The sequence below is a fragment of the Kordia sp. genome (genome assembly GCF_965224175.1).
GTDB lineage: Bacteria > Bacteroidota > Bacteroidia > Flavobacteriales > Flavobacteriaceae > Kordia.
The window spans coordinates 4,488,542-4,509,110 of the sequence record NZ_OZ245041.1 but is presented as its reverse complement, the minus strand read 5'-3'; the positions used below and the strand labels follow the sequence as shown (position 1 = coordinate 4,509,110).

Genomic DNA, 20,569 nt, shown 5'->3' with positions numbered 1-20,569 from the left:
TTTCTTTAGTACTTATCAGGATTCGCAATAATAGCTTGTGCTCTATTTTTTAACGCATCCAATTTTGTTTTGTCCATTTTATTCAACAGACTCATCATCATACTCATTCGCTGATTGTCTTTAAAATACGCTTGTTTTTCATCTAAAAAATTCCAATACAAAGCATTAAACGGACATGCATCTTCAGTTTCCTTTTTTGACACTTTATATGCACAACCTTTACAGTAATTACTCATTTTATTGATATAGCTTCCGCTGGAAACATATGGTTTGGTCGCTACCAATCCGCCATCGGCAAACTGACTCATTCCACGTGTATTTGTAATTTCAACCCATTCTATCGCATCAATATAAATACCCAAATACCATTTATCTACTTCATCAGGATGCGTTTGTGTCAACAGTGCAAAATTTCCTGTCACCATTAAACGTTGAATGTGGTGCGCATATGCTTTATTCAAACTCTGTGAAATGGCATGCTTCATACAATTCATCTTCGTATTTCCTGTCCAGAAAAAGTCAGGCAACGAATTTGTATTGTTAAGTGCATTCAAAGTTCTATAATTTGGCATTTCTTTCCAATACATTCCACGCATATATTCACGCCAACCTAAAATTTGTCGCACAAAACCTTCTACTTGCGAAATATCAATGGTTTCTTTATGTGCTCGCCAATACGAAATTACCGTTTCAATCACTTCTTTAGGATGCAACATTTTTGAATTCATCGCAAACGACAAACGACTATGAAATAAAAAATATTCGTCTGTATGCATTGCATCTTGATAATCGCCAAAATGAACTAATAATTCTTCACAAAAATAATTCAATAATTTCAAACAATCAGCACGATTTGTGGGCCAATGAAAGTTCTCGACATCTATATTTCCAATAGTAACAACCTCAGCTTTCTGAATCATTTCATAAATAGCTACAACTGAATTTTCTAGTTGTTTTTCTTGCGGGATTTCAGGCGAACCTTTCCATTTTTTACGATTACTTTGATCAAAATTCCACTTTCCTCCTTCTGGATTCTTGGCATTCAACATCATAATATCGTATTTCTTTCGCATATCTCGATAAAAATACTCCATCACTATTTGCTTTTTTCCTTTAAAAAAATCTGCAAAATCAGTACGTGAAGTCAAAAAATGTTCGGAGTCAACTGCTTTAGTTTCAATGGTAATTTTTTCGCAAAAAGCTTTCAATTGTTCATCCAGACGATATTCATCTGGCAATTGATATTCAAACTTTTCAATATGATGTTCGCTAATGAGTTGTTGTAAATTTTGAATTAAATCTTGTTGATTTTTAGCATCATCCAAAGTATAATATATCACAGTATGTTCATTGATTGTCAACCAATCTGCAAACGAACGCATACTTTTAAAAAACGCCACTACTTTCTGAATATGATGTTTTACATAATCGGTTTCTTGGCGCATTTCTGCCATAAAATAAAGTACATCATCACTGGTTTTAGTATACCAAGAATGTCCATGATGTAATTGATCACCTAATATAAGTCGTAATGTCTTCATTAAAATAAGCTTGTTTGTAACCAGAGATTTTGAAATTTGTTGCTCGCATCATAACGTTCTGCTTGGAGTTTTACATTAAATGTTCGGTTTCGCGGATCGTTTCCAACGCCCGATACATACAACCAATTTCCATAATTACTATGTACGTCGTAATCTATCAATTGCGATTCAAAATACGCGGCGCCAATACGCCAATCAAGCTTTAGTGTTCTGGCAAAATACGAAGCTACGTTTTGGCGACCACGATTGCTCATCCAACCTGTGTGTTTGATTTCGAGCATGTTTGCATTTACAAAAGGTTCAGCTGTTTCTCCATCAATCCATTGTTGAATCAATTTTACATCGCTACTCCATTCGTACGGTGTTTGCAAAATACCTTCTAATTTGAAGATATCGTTTCCGTGTTTTAGGGAAATATATTTAAAAAAATCGCGCCAAATCAATTCAAAAATCATCCAATACGTCGATTGATTTTTAACGATTTCTGATTCGTATTTTTTTACTTCATGATAAATCATTCTTGGAGATAAACTTCCGTTTGCCAACCAAGCTGAAAATTTAGAACTGTAATCCGTTCCGACCAATCCGTTCCGTGTTTTTTTATAGTATGATAATTTTTTCGTGTTCCATGCATAGTCTTCTAAACGTTGCAAACCTGCCTTTTCTCCGCCTTTGAAAGGAAAAGCTGTTCGTGTGTCTTTATGGATCTTTGATAATCCTAAATCTTTTAATGTTGGGACTTTCGTCAGATGTGTCACGCGGTTTTTCTCTGGCATCTTTGAAATTGTTTCCATCGCGCGAACTTTCGCATACTTTTCACATTTTTTTCGAAATACGGTAAAAACTTGAGGGATTTTATCGATAGTCATCGGAATATCTTCTGGATGAAACAAAAACTGATCATAACTTTCGATCCAATGAATTTCACTTGAAAGTGCTTTTTTTACATTATTCGCAATAGCAACTTCTTCCGAAGTCCATTCCTTTTGCAAATACACAGACGTTATATTGTGAATTTTCACATACTCAGGAATAATTTCTTCAGGCTTTCCTACGTGTACAAACAATGGAATATTCAATGCATTCAATTGATCTTGTAACTCTGTAACTGTTTCAATCAAAAACTGCGCACGATATTTTTCTGTTCTTACAAATCCGAAGCGATCTTTTTCAAAATGACGCGGATCAAAACAATACACAGCCATCACAAAACTGTTTTCTTTTGAAGCCTTTACCAAAGAAACCTGATCGTGAATACGTAAATCATTTCTAAACCAAACCAATCCTGTTTTAGTCATTCTTTCTATTTTTATTTCTACGACAACGCTCACTACAATACTGAACTTCGTCCCAAACACGCTCCCATTTTTTACGCCAAGTAAATGGACGCTCACAGACTTTGCAAACTTTTGTTGGTAAGTGTGCTTTCTTCATATTTAAATTTTGTTCAACAAATTTAACAAATAATTAAACGAAACTTTTAAAGACATTCAAAATTGTATCTTTACTTAGCTAATTTGAAATCATTATGAATATTAAATATACGCTTGGCGCGATCGTTTCCGTTCCTTTATTGCCACTTTTGTACGTTCAAGGAAAGAAGATTCAAAAAACAATTCCACAATTACCAGAAGCAACAGGAATTGAAGGAATCTGTGAAGTTTCAAGCAATACAACATTTCAATTGATTACTATTGGTGAAAGTACCATTGCTGGCGTTGGAGCTATTACACATAAAAACGGTTTTACAGGAACACTCGCAAAAACATTATCTGAGAAAATTTCGTCCACGATTTCATGGAAAGTCTACGCAAAAAGCGGTTACACTGCAAAACGTGTCAACAATGAAATTATCACAACTATTACCGAAAAAACTATCAATCTTATCGTGATTGGACTTGGCGGAAATGATAGTTTCAAATTACATTCTCCTAAAAAATGGAATGCAGCTGTTCGCGAATTGATTACAACTATTCGCACAACTTATAAAAAAACACCGATTGTTTTTATCAATATGCCACCAATTAAAGAGTTTCCGGCATTCACATCTACCATAAAATTTGTGATTGGGAATTTGGTACAATATCTTGGCAAAGAACTTGAAAAGCTTGTAAAAGATTTCGATAATGTATATTATTATTCTAAAATCATTGAATTTGACGATTATATTGAACGTATGAAGTTAGATGCTACACTCGAAGATTTTTTTAGTGATGGTGTTCATCCTTCTGAATTTGCGTATCAAATCTGGGCAAAAGATGTGGCAGATTATATCATGGAACATAAAATTATAAAGTAGTTCCACCATCAATTATAATTTTTTCGTTTCGTAATACCCAAGAATGCTCAGACAATAAAAAAGAAACAATTGGTGCAATATCTGTTGGTTGTACAATTCTACCAATTGGAGCTGTTTCTGAAAAATGCTTCAGTAAATCATCAATAGCTGCATCTGTCATTCCTGATTTTTTCTGAATTGGACTTTGTGTAACGCCAGGACTAACTACATTGATTCGAATTCCTTTTGGTGCCAACTCTACATTTAACACTTTCGCAATACCTTCTAAAGCGGCTTTGCTTGCTGTATAAACACTTGTGTTGGCAAATGCTTTAAATACCACAATAGAAGTATTTAGCACAATACTCGACGGATTTCTTAATAAAGGAATAAACTTTTGTATGGTAAAAAACGCTCCTTTGAAGTTAATATTCATCGTTTCATCAAAAACCGACTCCGTAGTTTCTTCAAAGCTTGCGGCTTTAAAAATCCCTGCATTGATGAACATACCATCTATTTTTTGAAACTTCTCTTTTACATTAAAAACCAATTGATCAATTGCGGTAAGTTTTGAAGTATCAGACACAAATCCTGTGGCATTGCTTCCGAGTTGCTGTAAAGCTGTCTCTAATGTTTTTTGGTTTCGCCCAGTAATAATCACATTACACTGTTGTTTTTCTAAATAGATAGCACATGCAAGACCAATTCCTGAAGTTCCTCCCGTAATAAGAAATACTTTATTTTTCATACTTTTTTTGATCAAATGTAGATTAAAGCTACCTTTGAATCAAGTACTTACTTTTTAGTGCGTGACTTACTTTACAGTAGGAAAATTGTTTTTAAAGGCTTTATGGAATTAAAAAATACTGAAAAAAAATACGAAGCTGCTCAAGAATGCCCTATTACAATTTTTATGGAGCGAATTGGCGGAAAATGGAAACCTGTCATTATTTGGTTGTTACTGTTGCACGAAGTCATGCGATTCAATGAACTGGATAAAGCTATGACAGGAATCAGTCAAAAAATGTTGTCTCAACAATTAAAAGATCTAGAAAAACTTCATATCATTTCACGCAAAGTCTATCCAGTAGTTCCTCCAAAAGTAGAGTATCGTCTCACAGAAAGAGGAACTTCACTGAAACCATTATTAACGCAAATGATGCAATGGAGCAATGAGCATTTACAATAAATAATTGAATTGTAATTTACATTTTTTCAGGTTGGACTATTTTCTCTTTGTAGCCTCTACCAAATACAATTCCTAAGTGGATTCCAAATAAGTTTCGTTTTCTATTTAAATTTAAAAAAGGCGCTAACTCAATTACTGTTCTATTGAAAAAACGACATTGAATACTAGCTCTTACATGAGTTCCATAAATGATAGTTCCTGAAGTTTCTTCTGGTTGTACAACCAAAGTTGGCGGACTTCCTACTCCAAAAAAACCAGGACTAGTGCGTGGCGAATATGAATAACTATAATTATGTTCTTTATATCTTACCAATGAAGGTCCTAATTGAAAGTCTATGATAAATCGGTTATTAATTTTATAACCTTTAGAAGCAAAAGCGGCAAACACTCCAAAAGAATCTCCTGCAAGACCATTTCTACGAACTCTTGTAAAAGGTTCATCAACTGTTGGATTAAAATTACGAATGCTGGTACTTGGTGGATTGCTATCAAATGGTTTTGAATCAAATAATGCACTTGTAGTATTAAGACCAAAACCCCATAATTTTTTATTTTGCAACTGTAGCATTAAGGAAGAACTCAAACTTCTTCTATCTTTTGCTATCATTGAGCCAAATCCGACATGAAAAGTAACATAAAATTTATTAGCATTTGTAGTTTCTTTCTTTTTTGTCTGCGCACTACTCGTCTTTGAAAAAGCAGTTATAATAAGTGCTAACATTAGTATTTGTTTTACAGATCGTTTCATAAAATCGATTTTTTAATGATTATCAAACAAGTTTAAAACAACCTGAAAAAAGTAATGTCCGAAATCATCCATAGAACAAAAAATCGGACAATTTTAGCTAAAAAAAACACAGAAATCGCATTTATGATGTAACTTTATGATTCCTTACTATTACCAACATTTTTACACCTAATCACAATGTCAAAAGTAAAAGAGGAAACCGTTTTTATTTCTGAAAAGGCAACACAATTATTTTCAAAAGTTGATTTTGCCGATACATTTTCTACCACGAATCAAAAAGATTCCATCGAAGAAATTACCAATCAAATTTTTAATACTTCGCCAAAATGGGTTGGTTTTTTATTTAAAATTCGAAATGCTATTGTACAATTCTTTGGACTGAAAACCGAAATTCCAAAAGATCTTAACAATGATTTTAAAGTTGGTGGTTATATAAAGTTTTTTAAGATTTATGATATTTCGCCAAATGAAGTTATTTTAGGAGCCAATGATAGTCATTTAAATTTTAGAGCTATTGTTACTGACACCAATGAACCTAAGCATAATGTAAAAGTGACAACTTTGGTTGAATACAATAATAAAAAAGGAAAAATATACATGAACCTCATCAAACCATTTCATAGAATGGTTGTAAAACGTATGGTTGGTCAAGCGTTTAGAAGTTCTTAGAAAAATAATTTAATAATGTGTCCTCTTTTGTCTTTGGTCAAACGTCTTAAAAATATAACAATATAAAAATACACTATTATGAAAGAATTTATGATGATTTTCGTCGGAGCTGATTACGCTGATTTAGGGCTTTCGCCAGAAGAATTACAAAACCGTATGGGAAAATGGTTTGCTTGGGGAAATAAAATGGAAGAAGCAGGCATTTTACGCGGAGGAAATGCATTGAATCCTCAAATTCGTCGTATTGTTGGAGAAAATCGTACCGTAACCGATTTGACTTCTACAGAAGTGAAAGAAATTATTGGCGGTTACTATTTAGTTGTCGCGAAAGATTTTGACGCAGTTCAAGAAATTGCACAAGATTTTCCAGATTACGATTTGGGCGGAACTGTTGAAATTAGAGAAGTAACTGTTTTTGAAGATCATTAAGAAATGGAATCAAAACTCATAGACCATTTATTCCGCTATCACAGTGGAAAAATGGTCTCTGTGTTAACCCGAATTTTTGGGCTTGCACATCTCGAAATTATCGAAGATGCGGTTCAAGACACATTTATAAAAGCCAGTGTTGCGTGGCGACAGCAACAACCTGAAAATCCAGAAGCTTGGTTGACCAAAGCAGCCAAAAATAGAGTGTTGGATATTTTTAGGAAATTAAAAACTGAAAAAAAATTACTTCCTAACCTTCAGCAGAGTCGCGATTTTATTGCCGTCAATGAATTATTCTTAGACACCGAAATTGAAGATGCGCAATTGCGTATGATTTTCACGGCATGTCATCCAAATTTAGATCCACGCGATCGAATCTCATTTGCCTTAAAAACTGTTTCTGGATTTAGTATTAAAGAAATTTCCTCTGCATTATTGACTAAAGAAGAAACTGTAAAAAAACGTTTATTCCGCGCTCGAAAAATTATTCAAAAAGGAGATATCAAATTTCATATTCCACAAGGAAAAGCATTGCCACAACGTTTGGAAAGTGTAATGGAAGTATTGTATTTAATTTTTAACGAAGGATTTCATTCCAATACACAAGAAACCTTGATTCGTAAAGAATTATGCGGAGAAGCTATGCGATTGTGTCAAATGCTGCTCAAAAACGAACTCACACGCACTTCTGCAGCTTATGCATTATTTGCTTTGATGTGTTTTCATTCGGCGCGTTTGGAAGCTAAAATAAATTCTGCAAACGAAATTCTCGATTTAAAACATCAAGATCGTAGTTTATGGCACTTTCCACTAATTCAACTTGGGAATACAATGATGAATAAAGCAGTGATAGATACTGAATATTCTTGTTACCATTACGAAGCCGCCATTGCCGCTGAACATTTACGCGCTTCACATTTTGACGAAACCAATTGGACTAAAATTTTATATTGGTATGAATGTTTGTATGAAATGCAACCTACGCCAATTCACACATTGACCATGGCAGTTGTATGTTTGCAAAACTTAGATTTTAACAAAGCAAAGCAGTATTTGAATCAACTCAAAGCTAGCGATTTAGAACAACGTAGTTATTTATACTACGGAACACTTTCTGACTACTATGTAGCTACTAAAAATATCCCAAAAGCTATTGAAAATCTTAACTTAGCGTTAAAAACAGTCACAAATTCTTCTGAAAAGGAATATTTACAGAAAAAACGAGTAGATTTAGTTTCAAAATTTAATCGCTCTTGATTTTGTAAAGTATCTAACACCATGAAAAGTCTCTTTTACTCATTCTTGTTTTTCATGATCACTTTTTCTGTTGACGCACAAGAAAATTTAGTTTTCAAAGAAACTGATTCCTTGAAAATAGATCATGAAAAAATTGCAACTGTGATCAACTTCACCTTTGAAGATTTAGCCGAAAATGAAATTATAGATTCTTTACGAAGAAAAACAAAACTACATCTAAATTCTTTAGCGCACTGTATGATGCTTTACAGTATTAGTAAAAGTATGCGATTATCTGAAGGAGAGAAGAAAGCTCTTGAAAACCGCGTTATAGAAATCGCAGAACGTTTTTACAGTTCAAATAAATACATATTATTTCGTAAATTCAGGCGAAACTCAGACGATAGAAGTATGTTTATTAAAGATACTTTCAAAGGAAAAAAAGTGGCTATCATCCTCTTTGGCGGCAATTGTGTTATAACAAGATTTGATGTCCTCAGAGGAGAAATCCGTGCTATATTTAATACAAAAATGGAAGCTTTACTAAGCAAATAATTCTCATCAAAAGCAACAATTTGTGTATATTTCAAAAGAAAATTGTAGGTTTACATATAACTTAATAATACATATATGAAATTTTCATTAACATTGCTACTTTCTTTATTTCTCATTGGAAATATATACGTTGCACAAGCACAAAAAGGAGATTCATCAAAAGAACCAAAAGCCGGAATGGTTGTTACGATTAATGGTAAAGATTATAAAATTTCCGAAGGCGAAGAAATTAGGCGAGACGGAAATACGATTTCGGTAACGCTAGCCAATTCAAAAACATTTGATAACGGAACTATTTCCTTTGATTATCCTACAAGTTTCGGTTTTGAATATGAATCTTCTTTCGGATATAAAAACTGGACATTTGATGGTAACAATTATGTCATCATGTATTTTGAAATTGCTGTTGGAACTTTAGATAGTTTTGTTGATGAAATTTCAGGAAGATTTGGAAAAAGTAACTGCAAAATTGAAAAAACATCACTTCAATTAGGAAGCAGAAAATTGAAAGGGAAAAGAATCAACGTAAATCTTATGGGAGAAAAACTGACCTTAGATTTACTAGAGATAAAAATGAAAGACGGAAAAACAAGAATTATCGCTTTTCAAGATTCTGCTGACGAATATGGAAATCCAACAGAAGAAGGAAAAGAAACTATCAAAATGATTGACAAATCGATTATGTACAAAAAGTAAAATCTATATAAACGTGCATGAAACGCTAGCTTGATTTTTTCTTGTTAGCGTTTTTTTATGCCATATGCTATCTTTTTATGAGGTAAAATGTTTAATATTTCTTAAATTTAGAAACAACACTAACCAATCATTCATCAAATGAAAATCTATTCGTATATCTCAAAATTCTACGTATTATTTGCGATTGTTTTACTAACAGCTTGCGCTGGAGAAACTAAAAAAAATGTTGAGCAACCAAGTAACGAAGTAACTTCAGAAACTCCTGAAACTATTGAAGCTGCCGAAGAAACAAATGAATTTGACACATATTATATTTGGGTAGACAATATCAATGTACGTGCTATTGCTAGCACAAAAGGAGAAATAATTGGTACTTATAAAGGAACTGACTTAACATTTACTGGAAAAAAATCTAATTCAACAGAGGAAATCGTACTGCGTAGTGTTGTTTACAACAGTCATTGGCTAGAAGTAACCACAAAAGATGACAAAAAAGGCTGGATTTTTGGTGGCGCTGTAAAAAATGAAGGCGATGATGTGGCAAATGATATCATCACCAATGAACAATTTAGCTTCCCACACTTTGGGACATTTAATGTAAAATCATGGTCTGATTTAGGCATTACACGAAAAGAAGCTGGTGATGCTGAAACTTCTGTTTATAGCTACTTAAAAGACGGAAAAATCATAGAAATTGAAAAAACAGAATTCGGAGAATATGGCTATGATCATATATACAGACTTATGGATGATAAAAGAAATCTTCTCAAAGAACGAATTTTCACATTTGATGTAGATGTTGGTAATGATGACAAAAGAATCATGGAAATTATGGAAATGGTCAAAGATTATACAACCAACAAAAAATACACACGCAGTCAAAAAGTACGCAAACACTTTATGCAAATGAATGCCAAACCACTTATGGTAAATGGTACATGGGAAGTTGTCAATTTTGACAAAAATAGCGAGCAATAAAAACTCTAAAAATAGTATGGTTGAATGATTTCTTTTTGAAGAATTAATTACTTCAATACTAAAAACCATTCTAAAAATCACGTAGTTGTACGCTAATTTCTTTAAGTAGATTATTATAATTTTAATCAAAACAATAATCTATGAATCTTACCAAACTACCAGAACAACCAGACATTATCTTAATCATCACTGATCAAGAACGTGCTACTCAAAACTTCCCGGAAAATTGGGAAACCGAAAATCTAAAAACCATGACATTCTTAAAAGATCATGGCTTTACTTTCAACAAAGCGTTTTGCAACTCTTGTATGTGTTCTCCAAGTAGAACCACTCTTTTTACAGGCGTATATCCATCACAACACGGCGTTACGCAAACGCTTACTTTTGGCGGACGCTATTCGGATGCCGAAATACAACTCAATCCAAAAATATACAATATGGCACGAATGCTTTCTGGTGAAGGCTACGATGTGCAATACAGAGGAAAGTGGCATTTAAGCAAAGGAGAATCTGAAAATGGCTTAACAGCTTCAGATATAGCACTCACAGGATTTAGAGGATGGATTGCACCTGACGCCGGAGAAGATGTAAAACCACAAAACTTTGGTGGTGGATATGCAAATCATGATGAAATGTACATTCAACAAGGAATCGATTTTTTACAAAAAGTGCGTAGCGATCGTGAAAATGGTAAAAAACGCGTTCCATTCTGTTTAGTATTATCATTAGTAAATCCACATGATGTTTTAGCATATCCAAATGGTGTAGACTTTGGATATTCGGAAAGTGATTGGTCTGGCAGAAGTGTTGGTTTACCGTATTCAGTAAATGAAGATTTACTAAAAAATAAAAAACCAATGGCACAATTCCAGATTGTCCAATCGGCAAACATTCTTTTAGGAGATTTGCCAAATGATGATGATAAATTAAACTACATCAATTTCTATGCACATACACTAACAAAAATAGATCGTCAAATCGGACAGTTCATTAACGAATTGTATCGTGTAAGTGACACTGGAAATAGTATGGCAGATGAAGCTCTTGTGATTCGTATTTCAGACCACGGAGAAATGGGCTTAGCACATGGAGGCATGCGACAAAAAGCATTCAATGTGTATGAAGAAACACTGAATGTTCCAATGGTATTCTCGAACCCTATCCTATTTCCTAGTAAAGATAAAAACGGAAATGCAATCGCACAACGTAATTCTAACGAACTCGCTACATTGATCGATATTATGCCAACTATCGCAGCAATTGCTAATGTAGAAAATCCGTCAAAAGCATTACAAGGAAACAGTTTATTACCCATCATCGCAGAAGGAAAAAGCGTTCAAGATGAAATTCTATTTACCTTTGATGATACCAAAGCAAGTTCGGCAGATCATGCTTCGGCAGTATTAGCTGCCAATCGAATTCGTTGCATTCGTACCAAAGAATGGAAATTTGCTTATTACTTCCACGCTTTAGGAAGTTATCCTACAATGTATGAATTGTATCGTTTGACAGATGCTGAAGATAACGAAATGGAAAATCTTGCTTACAATCCTGAATATAAAGATATCAGAGACGAATTAGCAAACAAGTTACAAGAAGCAGAAAACAGATTGCTTCGACGTAAAACTGTCACTGACGGACCAATTGCACTAAGTCGTTAAGCATATCATGATAAATTAAACATTCGTATTTATACGATGTTCAAAATTTTATATATTTTGTAATGAATCAAACAACCGATTCATTACAAAATATATGGTTTCAAGCATGAACATAAACGAATTACAATTTGAAAAACTTGACCTTAGTGACGTAAAAACACTTGTAACTTGGGCACAAGAAGAAGGCTGGAATCCTGGACCTAATGATGCTGAAGTATATTTTGCTACAGATCCAGATGGTTTTTACGGTTTTTATTACAAAAATGAACTCATTGCTGGCGGATCAATTGTCTCTTATCATGGTGCATATGGTTTTATGGGCTTTTTCATTGTAAAACCTGTATACAGAGGACAAGGAATTGGTGAAAAACTATGGTATTTACGACGAGATACTTTGCTTTCCCGATTGCACAAAAACGCAGCAATTGGTATGGATGGCGTTGTTGCGATGCAACCATTTTACAAAAAAGGCGGTTTTGAAATTGCTTTTAAAGATGTTCGCTATGAAAAAAAAGGAATATCTTTTCCTGTTGACAAACACATCACTTCTATCAAAGACACTGACTTTCAAGCCATTTTAGACTACGATGAAAAATGTTTTGGTTTTCCTCGTCCGCAATTTTTAAAACCTTGGTTACAGCTTCCGCGGAATAAAACATTTAAATATGTTGAGAACGATCAGCTAAAAGGTTTTGCAATTGTTCGAAAAGCAAACACAGGTTATAAAATTTGTCCGCTCTTTGCAGACAATCTAAACGTTGCGGAAGCACTTTACCAAGCTTGTTTGAATGCTGTGAATGGCGATTTATTGTACATAGATATTCCTATGAGTAATGTTGCTGCTAAAACGCTTATTGAAAAATATGATGCAAGCTATATTTTTGAATGTGCGCGTATGTATTATGGAAATCCTCCAAAGGTAGACATGGATAAAATCTTTGGAATTACGACGTTTGAACTTGGATAGTGAAATCATTTTCCAACTGACAATAACGAACATAAAGCTATTTATTAACAATTCGATTCAACTGTTTTTACTATCTTTTAGAAAATATTTACCTAAGTCATGAAACGACTCATTTCAGAGTTTTTTTAAAAAATTCTGACAGAGATTCTACTCTCTAGTATTGGGCTAAAAATGTTCTTGTCTATAGAGAACAAACTATAAGAAAACTCCAAAAACTAAAACTACAGCACTTGAAACTAAACAATAAAAAATTCATCACTACAGAAAATAAAAATGGACTTTCTTCTAACGAGACTGTTTTTCAGTATTTTCAGGAAGGAACTACAATTACTGGCACGTACAAAGGCGGCGCTATCAAAGAAGGCTTTGTTGTAGGCAAACAAATTTCTGAGAATCAAATAGAACTATTGTTCCAATGCGTTACTGATGATGGTGAACTCAAATCAGGTGCTTCTAAAGGAAGCATCTCAAAAAATGCGGACGGAAAATTACTTTTAAATTTTGACTGGCAATGGCTAAATGGCGATTTATCTGGCGGAACCTCTTCCTATATTGAATTCATTGACTAACAAGTTGTATCTTATAAAAAATCAGCTTTCATCACGCTAAAGCGATGAAATACACTACATTTGCGCAAAATTTATACGGTTATGTCTACTTTTCAGGATTTTGACTTATCAAAACAGTTGCATTATGCGATTGAAGATTTAGGTTTCACAACACCAACGCCTATTCAGAAACAATCATTTTCTGTAATTCGTGGCGGAAAAGATGTTGTGGGAATTGCACAAACGGGAACAGGGAAAACATTTGCTTATATGTTACCGCTATTGCGCGATTTAAAATTCTCAAAACAAGTCAATCCGAGAATTTTAGTCTTAGTTCCTACGCGAGAATTGGTGATTCAGGTTGTAGAACAAATTGAGTTGTTTGCAAAATATATCAACGTCCGAATTGTTGGTGTGTATGGCGGCGTAAATATGAATACACAAGCACAAAGTTTACAACAAGGTGCAGATATTGTAGTGGCTACACCTGGACGCTTATATGATTTGGTACTTAGTAGAGCATTACAACTGAAATCGATCAAGAAATTAGTAATTGATGAGGTTGATGTGATGTTAGATTTAGGATTTCGTTATCAAATCACCAATATCTTTGAATTGCTGCCTGAACAACGTCAAAATATTATGTTTTCTGCAACGATGACCGATGATGTAAATCTATTAATTGATGATTTCTTTGTGGCGCCACATAAAATTTCGATTGCCGTTAGCGGAACACCTTTAGATAATATTTCGCAAACTTGTTATGTTGTTCAAAACTTTTATACAAAAGTAAACTTGCTTACACATCTTTTAAAGGATAAAGAAACCTACAGTAAAGTCTTAGTTTTTATCTCCAACAAGCGCATCGCTGATCGTTTATTTGAATGTTTGCGAACAGATTTTGGAGAAGATGTTGCCGTAATTCACTCCAATAAAACACAGAATTACAGAATTCGTTCCATAGAAAATTTCAATGCAGGCGAAAACAGAATTCTAGTCGCTACAGATGTAATGGCACGTGGTTTGGATTTAGACATGATTACACATGTATTCAACTTTAATACTCCAAACTATCCTGAAAACTACATGCACAGAATTGGTCGTGCAGGTCGTGCAGAAGCCAAAGGAAACGCTATTTTATTCTACACTGCAAAAGAATTAGAATACAAAGAAGCGATTGAAACTTTAATGAATTATGAGATTCCGCAACTCGATTTTCCTGAAGAAGTTACTATTTCTAATCAACTGGCTCCGGAAGAACAAACGCGTATTCGTGAAGTTAACAATCCGTCAAAAACAGAAGGTTTAGCTAAAGGATTTCACGAAAAAAAGGAAAAAAACAAAAAGACCAACCAAGGTGGTTCGTATCGAAGAGAAATCGCCAAAAAATATAAAAAACCAAAAACGAGAGGTGATAAAAATTACAACAGACGTAATAAAAACAAAAGAAAGTAAACATTGGTTTTAGAAACTACAAAGCCAGCAGAGTCGCTTCAACCGTTTCTTAAGGAATATTATTTCATCCATTTACAAGCGAAACAAGATGTGAAGCACATTCCGTTAATTGATGATGGTTGTTATGATTTTGTGTTTTTTAAAGAAGCAAAAGCGAATTTCTTTCATGGGGAAAAATCAACAATGATTCCCATACAATATAAAGTGTTTACAATTCATGATTTGAAACCTCCTTTTAAAATGACCTTTTCGGACATGATTACTTTTTTTACCATAAAAGTTCAACCATGGACAAATGCTTATTTTTTTTCCTACTTACCTACAAAAGGAATTTTAGATGTTTCCATAAAAAACACTGAACTATCACAGCTTCATAATCAATTATTTACCAAAGTAACCATTGCTGAACGGATCGAATTGGCAAATTCTTTTATGCATTCCAAAAACCTAAAGCTTTCAGCAAATATGGAATTTGTAAAACGATTATGTGAACATATTTATACAGAACGCGGAGTAATTTCAGTAAACGATTTGGCGATTACTTTTGGAAAATCTCGTCAATATTTAAACAAAATATTCAAAAAAGAGGTTTTATATAGTTTGAAGAAATTTATCATCACGGTACGTATTTTGGATTTGGTAAAATATAAAGTGAAGCATCCAGAAATTTCGTTAACAAAACTTAGTTACGATTATGGTTATTTTGATCAATCGCATTTTATTCGCGATTTCAAAAACATTGCTGGCGCCACTCCTCGATATTACTTTAATAATTTACCAGAGTTTTTATTACGTCATTAGGTAGTTTCCATTTTTACAATTTTAGCACTACAGATTATTCTTTATTTGTAAAAAAACGATGCGAGCAATTCTATTTCTTTCTCTTTTCTTATTTTGTGTTGGATGTAAAAATGTAACGAAACCTACAAAAGCTTCTACAACTGTCATTAATGATTCTTTACGTATAAAAAGTGACGAATATCTCACTAAACTCACCGAGTTAAAGCAGTTTAATGGAGTTGTATTCTTGTTGAAAGATGGAAAAGAAGTGTTACGAAAAGCATATAATATTTCAGAAGATGTTACTTCTTCCCTATTTGTTACTGAAAAAAGTCAGTTTGACTTACGCTCTATATCTAAACTTTTTGCAAAAATTAGTGTATTGCAATTAGAAGAAAAAGGAATACTCAAAAGGTCTGATTTTATTAAAAAATACCTTCCTAATTTTCCTAATGGTGACAAAATTACAATCCAACATTTGATAGAAAATCGTTCTGGATTACCACGTGAATTAAGTGTTTCTAATAAAAAACTTATAGATGTATCACCAGAAGAAGTCATTGAACTTGCCGTGAGAGAAACCTTAGAATTTACACCAGGAACCGAAGAACGTTATTCTAATGTTGGTTTTCAATTGATTTATTACATCATTGGAAAAATTCATAAAAACTCATATGCAGATTATCTTCAGGATACATTTTTTACACCTTTACACATGAAAGGTTCAGGAAGTAATTTTTATGAAAATGTTGGTCAAAAAACACAGTATGCTCATGGTCATTATCTCAATGATGATACAACTATTGTGTGTGAATGTTCTATTCCTGATGATGATATGCAAATGGGAAACTTGTATGCAACTGTAGATGATTTAGTAGCATTTTCAAAACAATTTGACTCAAAAAAACATAAAGCTATTCTTCATGATGGAAGTATTTCGCATGCAGGTGGAACACGCGGAAAACGGGCTTATATTGAACGAAATTTAGACAAAAGATATACCATTATTTTCTTGGCGAATTATGATGAAGTTCCGTTTCAAAATTTAGTTACAGATTTACAGAAAATCCTTGAAGGTAAACCTGTCAACATGCCAAAAGCTATTAATAGAACAGCAATTTCTCTTCCAAGAGAACTATTACTAAAATACGAAGGAACATACGATTTTGTAGATGCTGGTCATTTAATTTTGACATTAAAAGTTGAAAATGATAGTTTATTCATTTATCAAAAAGGAAAAAACAATGGTGCTATTTATCCAGAAAATGAAACAACATTCTTTGGTGATAAAACTTCACAAGAATCAATTCAATTTGTCAAAGAAAATTCTGGAAAGTATCATATTTTGATGGACTTTAAAGGTGTGCAATGGAAGGGAATTAATATTGATAAAAAGTAGATATATTTCCTAAAATCCTGTAGTAATTTAATTGAAACTACATTTCAAAACATGTATTCATTTCTAAAAAATTACTATCTTTTTGTCATGAAAAAATTCGTCTTCATTCTTGTTTTGTTTACAGCTAGCATAAGTTTTAGTCAATCACATCCTATTGATAAAGAAAATCGAAAATGCTTAGAAAATGTTACACCTGCTACGATTAGTACGGTAAAATGTGAGAAAGAAGCATTGGTTTCTTGGAAAAAACTGATGGAAACTACATTACTACAATTAAAAGAAAATCCAAAAAATGCATCTGTGAACTTATTATTTGATTCTCAAACGCATTGGGTTAAATTTCAAAAAGCAGATTTGGCATATTATGCAGCATTCTATCATAAATTATATGAAGGTGGAACTATGACAATGGCTGCTACAGCAACACATGAAAAACGACAATTTCGTGAGCGTGCGTTGTATTTATTGACATTCTTGGAAATGTTAAATAACGAGTGACAATCAACTAAATGCCAACTCATTACTTAAAATTCAATCACAAAAAACCACATGTAAACCTGTAGTTTCAACAACAAACTTCTATTTGTAGCAAAACTTGCTTATATTTGTAGTAACGTAGATTTTTAAACCCAAACGTTATGCGAAATATTCAGAAAAACATAAAACATTTACGATCGCTCAAAGGTTTCTCACAAGAACGCTTTGCGGAAACTTTAGGTTGGTCACGTTCTATGGTTGGCTCATACGAAGAAGGTCGCTCTGAACCGCCAATTGATCGCTTGATTGATTTATCAGACTTTTTCAAATTACCCATTGATATTTTAGTCAAAAATGACCTCACGCAAGCCAAAGACACCTCGTTTATGCAGGTTGGGAATCAACGATTGTTATTTCCAATTACCGTTGATGAAAATGATAATGAACTCATTGAAATCATTCCCACAAAAGCATCTGCTGGATATTTGGCAGGTTATGCAGATCCTGAATATATCGAACAATTAGAAAAAATAAAATTGCCTTTCTTACCTACAGGAACACATCGTGCATTTCCTATAAAAGGAGATTCTATGTTGCCTGTAAAAGATGGCTCATACATTGTAGCAAAATTTGTAGATGATATTAATGACGTAAAAGATGGTCGTACGTATGTTGTCCTGACTAAAAATGATGGTTTGGTGTACAAACGTGTATCTAAGCATTTTACTGGTCAAGGTTTATTATTGAGTAGTGACAACAAAGCATATGCGCCATTTCATGTACAACTCGAAGATGTATTGGAACTTTGGGAGTTTACTTGTTGTATCAATACGCAAGAATATGACGAAAAAGAGCTCAAACTGAGCAGTATTATGGCGATGTTTCGCGAATTGCAAGTAGAACTGGAAGCTGTAAAAAGAATGTCGTAATCATGTCTAAAAATCAATTGTATACCATTATTGATGTTGAAACGACTGGACGTAGCAACCAAATCACTGAAATCTCTATTTTTAAGTTTGATGGAGAAACAATCGTGGATGAATTTACGTCATTGGTAAATCCAAACGCAATAATTCCAACACATATTACCGCGCTTACAGGTATTGATAATGCTATGGTAGCCAATGCACCAACATTTGCAGAAATAGCCAATGATGTTTTAAGCATTACCAAAGACAGTATTTTTGTCGCTCATAATGTAAATTTTGATTACAACGTAATTCGCAATGAATTTAAAGCAGTTGATGTAGACTTTCGTCGGAAGAAACTCTGTACAGTCCGTTTATCGCGTGCGCTTATTCCAGGATTAAAATCGTATAGTTTGGGTAAATTGTGTAAATCGTTGAACATTCATATTTCCGATCGACATCGCGCAAGAGGTGATGCCGCTGCAACTGTGATTTTATTTCAATTACTATTAACGAAAGAAGCTGCTGCAGAAACATTTCAGCAGTTTTTAAAACGTGAATCAAAAGAAGCAACATTACCGCCACATTTACCTAGCAAGATTTTTGACGACTTACCTACAAAACCTGGTATTTATTACTTTAAAAATAAAAAAGGAAAAATCATTTACGTCGGAAAGGCTAAAAACATTCAAAAACGTGTATTGAGTCATTTTTACAACAAGTCAAAAAAAGAATTGGATTTGTGTCGTGAAACAGCTGACATCGATCACGAATTATCAGGAAGCGAGCTCATTGCATTATTGATGGAAGATGCCGCCATAAAACATCATTATCCACGATACAATGTAGCTTCCAAACGCACGCCAAAACGTTTTGCCATTTTTGAATATGCAGATCGTAGTGGCGTACGACATTTAGCCATTAATGATGCAAAAATGATTCAAAATCCTTTGATTGTTTTCTATAATATTCGCGATTGTAGAACCTATTTAGAACGTTTATGTATGCAATTTGATTTATGCCCAAAATACTGTCATTTGCAAGAAAATGTTCAAGAATGTTCACACTTCATGATTCAATCGTGCCAAGGAATTTGTAAAAATGAAGAAACCATTGAAACGTATAACCAACGTGTACAACTAGCGATTGATCACAGTAAGGAATCTTCTCAAAATTTGATCATCAAGCAAAAAGGTAGAAACGTACATGAAGAAGCCTTCATTATGGTAAAAAACGGCTTATATCTCGGTTATGGTTTTGTAGATCACGATTTACAAATCAGTCATACTGACGAATTGGAACATCATTTAATCAAACAAAAAGACAATGTAGATGTGCAACGTATTTTACGAAAAGTGTTGGTAAATACTAAGATGCAGTCTAGCGTCGTATTTTCATAGAAAACTTATTTCATAACTTAGATGGGAACTTTTATCAAAAATTCCTTTTATATTATCATTCCTAACAATTAAAAATATGTGTCGATACGCATTTAAAACATATAAACCTCATTACGTTTGTTTTGACTGTAGAAAAACTTTCAAACAACCTATTGTTGAAGATATTGTTATGCAGAATGGTGATTGGGATTCTTATAAACTAGTATACATAAATTATGATTCAGAAAAATCGAGAAAATTTAGAGCTGATAATCCTGAGGTAATCAATCGATTTGAAAAACAATATAGAAATAAAAAGTACAAATGTCCTGACTGTAGTTCGGAAATGAATACTATTGGACTTGATTTTAAAGCTCCCAAAAAGGACAAAATAAAAGAGTGGAATATCATAAAAAGCATGTATACACTTGGAAATACATTTCACACTTGCGGATGTAACGGTCCAGGATTTATTCCAAAAAAATCAGTAGATTATTTGACGTATCTCGAAAAAATTAAGGTTGAATATGAAACACGATTAAATGTACGTGACAAAGAATTCTCTGAATCTGAACTTAATGAATATCTAAATTACTGGAGTTCAAAATTGAAATCAATAACTAAGGAAATAGAGAAAATAAATAATAACTTCGTAATACCAACAAGTTAGCAACTC

General features: G+C 33.2%; 23 protein-coding genes. 18 read left to right on the top strand and 5 right to left on the bottom strand.

From position 1 onward, the window contains the following. Window positions 1-5 precede the first annotated feature (5 nt). The 3 genes from ACOQOS_RS19535 to ACOQOS_RS19525 are packed head-to-tail and all read right to left on the bottom strand — an operon-like array spanning window position 6 to window position 2,975. A complete protein-coding gene (locus ACOQOS_RS19535; RefSeq protein ID WP_420572161.1) occupies window positions 6-1,541 on the bottom strand; it encodes a cryptochrome/photolyase family protein in 1,536 nt (511 codons plus the stop codon). Further along, window positions 1,541-2,839: a DASH family cryptochrome gene (locus ACOQOS_RS19530; protein ID WP_420572160.1), complete on the bottom strand. Its 1,299-nt coding sequence runs from the start codon at window positions 2,837-2,839 to the stop codon at window positions 1,541-1,543. Before ACOQOS_RS19530 ends, ACOQOS_RS19535 begins: the two co-directional genes overlap by 1 nt. After that, on the bottom strand, window positions 2,832-2,975 hold the full coding sequence (locus ACOQOS_RS19525) for a DUF2256 domain-containing protein (RefSeq protein ID WP_420572159.1): 144 nt from the start codon (window positions 2,973-2,975) through the stop codon (window positions 2,832-2,834). Before ACOQOS_RS19525 ends, ACOQOS_RS19530 begins: the two co-directional genes overlap by 8 nt. Before the next feature lie 94 nt (window positions 2,976-3,069). Here ACOQOS_RS19525 and ACOQOS_RS19520 point away from each other — a divergent pair, with 94 nt between their 5' ends. After that, window positions 3,070-3,840, top strand: coding sequence for an SGNH/GDSL hydrolase family protein (locus ACOQOS_RS19520; protein ID WP_420572158.1), 771 nt, complete (start codon window positions 3,070-3,072; stop codon window positions 3,838-3,840). On the opposite strand, the gene ACOQOS_RS19515 is transcribed toward ACOQOS_RS19520, so the two are convergent. Further along, on the bottom strand, window positions 3,830-4,567 hold the full coding sequence (locus ACOQOS_RS19515; protein WP_420572157.1) for an SDR family oxidoreductase: 738 nt from the start codon (window positions 4,565-4,567) through the stop codon (window positions 3,830-3,832). The genes ACOQOS_RS19520 and ACOQOS_RS19515 overlap by 11 nt on opposite strands. A 102-nt stretch (window positions 4,568-4,669) precedes the next feature. Between ACOQOS_RS19515 and ACOQOS_RS19510 the strand changes: the two genes are divergently transcribed. Next, window positions 4,670-5,008 carry a winged helix-turn-helix transcriptional regulator gene (locus tag ACOQOS_RS19510; RefSeq protein ID WP_420572156.1) on the top strand — a complete coding sequence of 113 codons (339 nt, stop codon included), beginning with the start codon at window positions 4,670-4,672 and terminating at the stop codon, window positions 5,006-5,008. A 16-nt stretch (window positions 5,009-5,024) separates the two neighbouring features. Here the strand turns inward: ACOQOS_RS19510 and ACOQOS_RS19505 are convergent, their stop codons facing one another. Beyond that, window positions 5,025-5,756, bottom strand: a complete 732-nt coding sequence (locus ACOQOS_RS19505; protein WP_420572155.1) for a hypothetical protein — start codon at window positions 5,754-5,756, stop codon at window positions 5,025-5,027. 177 nt (window positions 5,757-5,933) lie between these two features. Here ACOQOS_RS19505 and ACOQOS_RS19500 point away from each other — a divergent pair, with 177 nt between their 5' ends. The 16 genes from ACOQOS_RS19500 (at window position 5,934) to ACOQOS_RS19425 (ending at window position 20,563) form a co-directional block, all read left to right on the top strand. Next, complete coding sequence (locus tag ACOQOS_RS19500) at window positions 5,934-6,425, top strand: DUF2867 domain-containing protein (protein WP_420572154.1); 492 nt, start codon at window positions 5,934-5,936, stop codon at window positions 6,423-6,425. 78 nt (window positions 6,426-6,503) lie between these two features. After that, window positions 6,504-6,854, top strand: a complete 351-nt coding sequence (locus tag ACOQOS_RS19495) for a YciI family protein (RefSeq protein WP_420572153.1) — start codon at window positions 6,504-6,506, stop codon at window positions 6,852-6,854. 3 nt (window positions 6,855-6,857) lie between these two features. Further along, window positions 6,858-8,111: an RNA polymerase sigma factor gene (locus ACOQOS_RS19490; RefSeq protein WP_420572152.1), complete on the top strand. Its 1,254-nt coding sequence runs from the start codon at window positions 6,858-6,860 to the stop codon at window positions 8,109-8,111. Between the two features lie 21 nt (window positions 8,112-8,132). Beyond that, a complete protein-coding gene (locus tag ACOQOS_RS19485) occupies window positions 8,133-8,645 on the top strand; it encodes a hypothetical protein (RefSeq protein ID WP_420572151.1) in 513 nt (170 codons plus the stop codon). Between the two features lie 75 nt (window positions 8,646-8,720). Further along, complete coding sequence (locus tag ACOQOS_RS19480; protein WP_420572150.1) at window positions 8,721-9,341, top strand: hypothetical protein; 621 nt, start codon at window positions 8,721-8,723, stop codon at window positions 9,339-9,341. A gap of 138 nt (window positions 9,342-9,479) precedes the next feature. Beyond that, window positions 9,480-10,319 carry an SH3 domain-containing protein gene (locus ACOQOS_RS19475; protein WP_420572149.1) on the top strand — a complete coding sequence of 280 codons (840 nt, stop codon included), beginning with the start codon at window positions 9,480-9,482 and terminating at the stop codon, window positions 10,317-10,319. A gap of 140 nt (window positions 10,320-10,459) precedes the next feature. Then, complete coding sequence (locus tag ACOQOS_RS19470; RefSeq protein ID WP_420572148.1) at window positions 10,460-11,980, top strand: sulfatase-like hydrolase/transferase; 1,521 nt, start codon at window positions 10,460-10,462, stop codon at window positions 11,978-11,980. 106 nt (window positions 11,981-12,086) lie between these two features. After that, window positions 12,087-12,947: a GNAT family N-acetyltransferase gene (locus ACOQOS_RS19465; RefSeq protein ID WP_420572147.1), complete on the top strand. Its 861-nt coding sequence runs from the start codon at window positions 12,087-12,089 to the stop codon at window positions 12,945-12,947. A gap of 230 nt (window positions 12,948-13,177) precedes the next feature. Next, window positions 13,178-13,516, top strand: coding sequence for a hypothetical protein (locus ACOQOS_RS19460; protein WP_420572146.1), 339 nt, complete (start codon window positions 13,178-13,180; stop codon window positions 13,514-13,516). A gap of 81 nt (window positions 13,517-13,597) precedes the next feature. Next, a complete protein-coding gene (locus ACOQOS_RS19455; protein ID WP_420572145.1) occupies window positions 13,598-14,950 on the top strand; it encodes a DEAD/DEAH box helicase in 1,353 nt (450 codons plus the stop codon). A 3-nt stretch (window positions 14,951-14,953) separates the two neighbouring features. Then, window positions 14,954-15,751 (top strand): helix-turn-helix transcriptional regulator, encoded by a 798-nt coding sequence (locus ACOQOS_RS19450; protein WP_420572144.1) that lies wholly within the window; start codon window positions 14,954-14,956, stop codon window positions 15,749-15,751. A gap of 58 nt (window positions 15,752-15,809) precedes the next feature. Next, window positions 15,810-17,129: a serine hydrolase domain-containing protein gene (locus ACOQOS_RS19445; protein WP_420572143.1), complete on the top strand. Its 1,320-nt coding sequence runs from the start codon at window positions 15,810-15,812 to the stop codon at window positions 17,127-17,129. A gap of 87 nt (window positions 17,130-17,216) precedes the next feature. Continuing rightward, window positions 17,217-17,627 (top strand): lysozyme inhibitor LprI family protein, encoded by a 411-nt coding sequence (locus ACOQOS_RS19440; RefSeq protein WP_420572142.1) that lies wholly within the window; start codon window positions 17,217-17,219, stop codon window positions 17,625-17,627. 140 nt (window positions 17,628-17,767) lie between these two features. Further along, window positions 17,768-18,535 carry an XRE family transcriptional regulator gene (locus ACOQOS_RS19435; RefSeq protein ID WP_420572141.1) on the top strand — a complete coding sequence of 256 codons (768 nt, stop codon included), beginning with the start codon at window positions 17,768-17,770 and terminating at the stop codon, window positions 18,533-18,535. A gap of 2 nt (window positions 18,536-18,537) precedes the next feature. Further along, window positions 18,538-19,914, top strand: coding sequence for an exonuclease domain-containing protein (locus ACOQOS_RS19430; RefSeq protein ID WP_420572140.1), 1,377 nt, complete (start codon window positions 18,538-18,540; stop codon window positions 19,912-19,914). Window positions 19,915-19,990: 76 nt separating this feature from the next. Next, window positions 19,991-20,563, top strand: a complete 573-nt coding sequence (locus ACOQOS_RS19425) for a hypothetical protein (RefSeq protein ID WP_420572139.1) — start codon at window positions 19,991-19,993, stop codon at window positions 20,561-20,563. Window positions 20,564-20,569 lie beyond the last annotated feature (6 nt).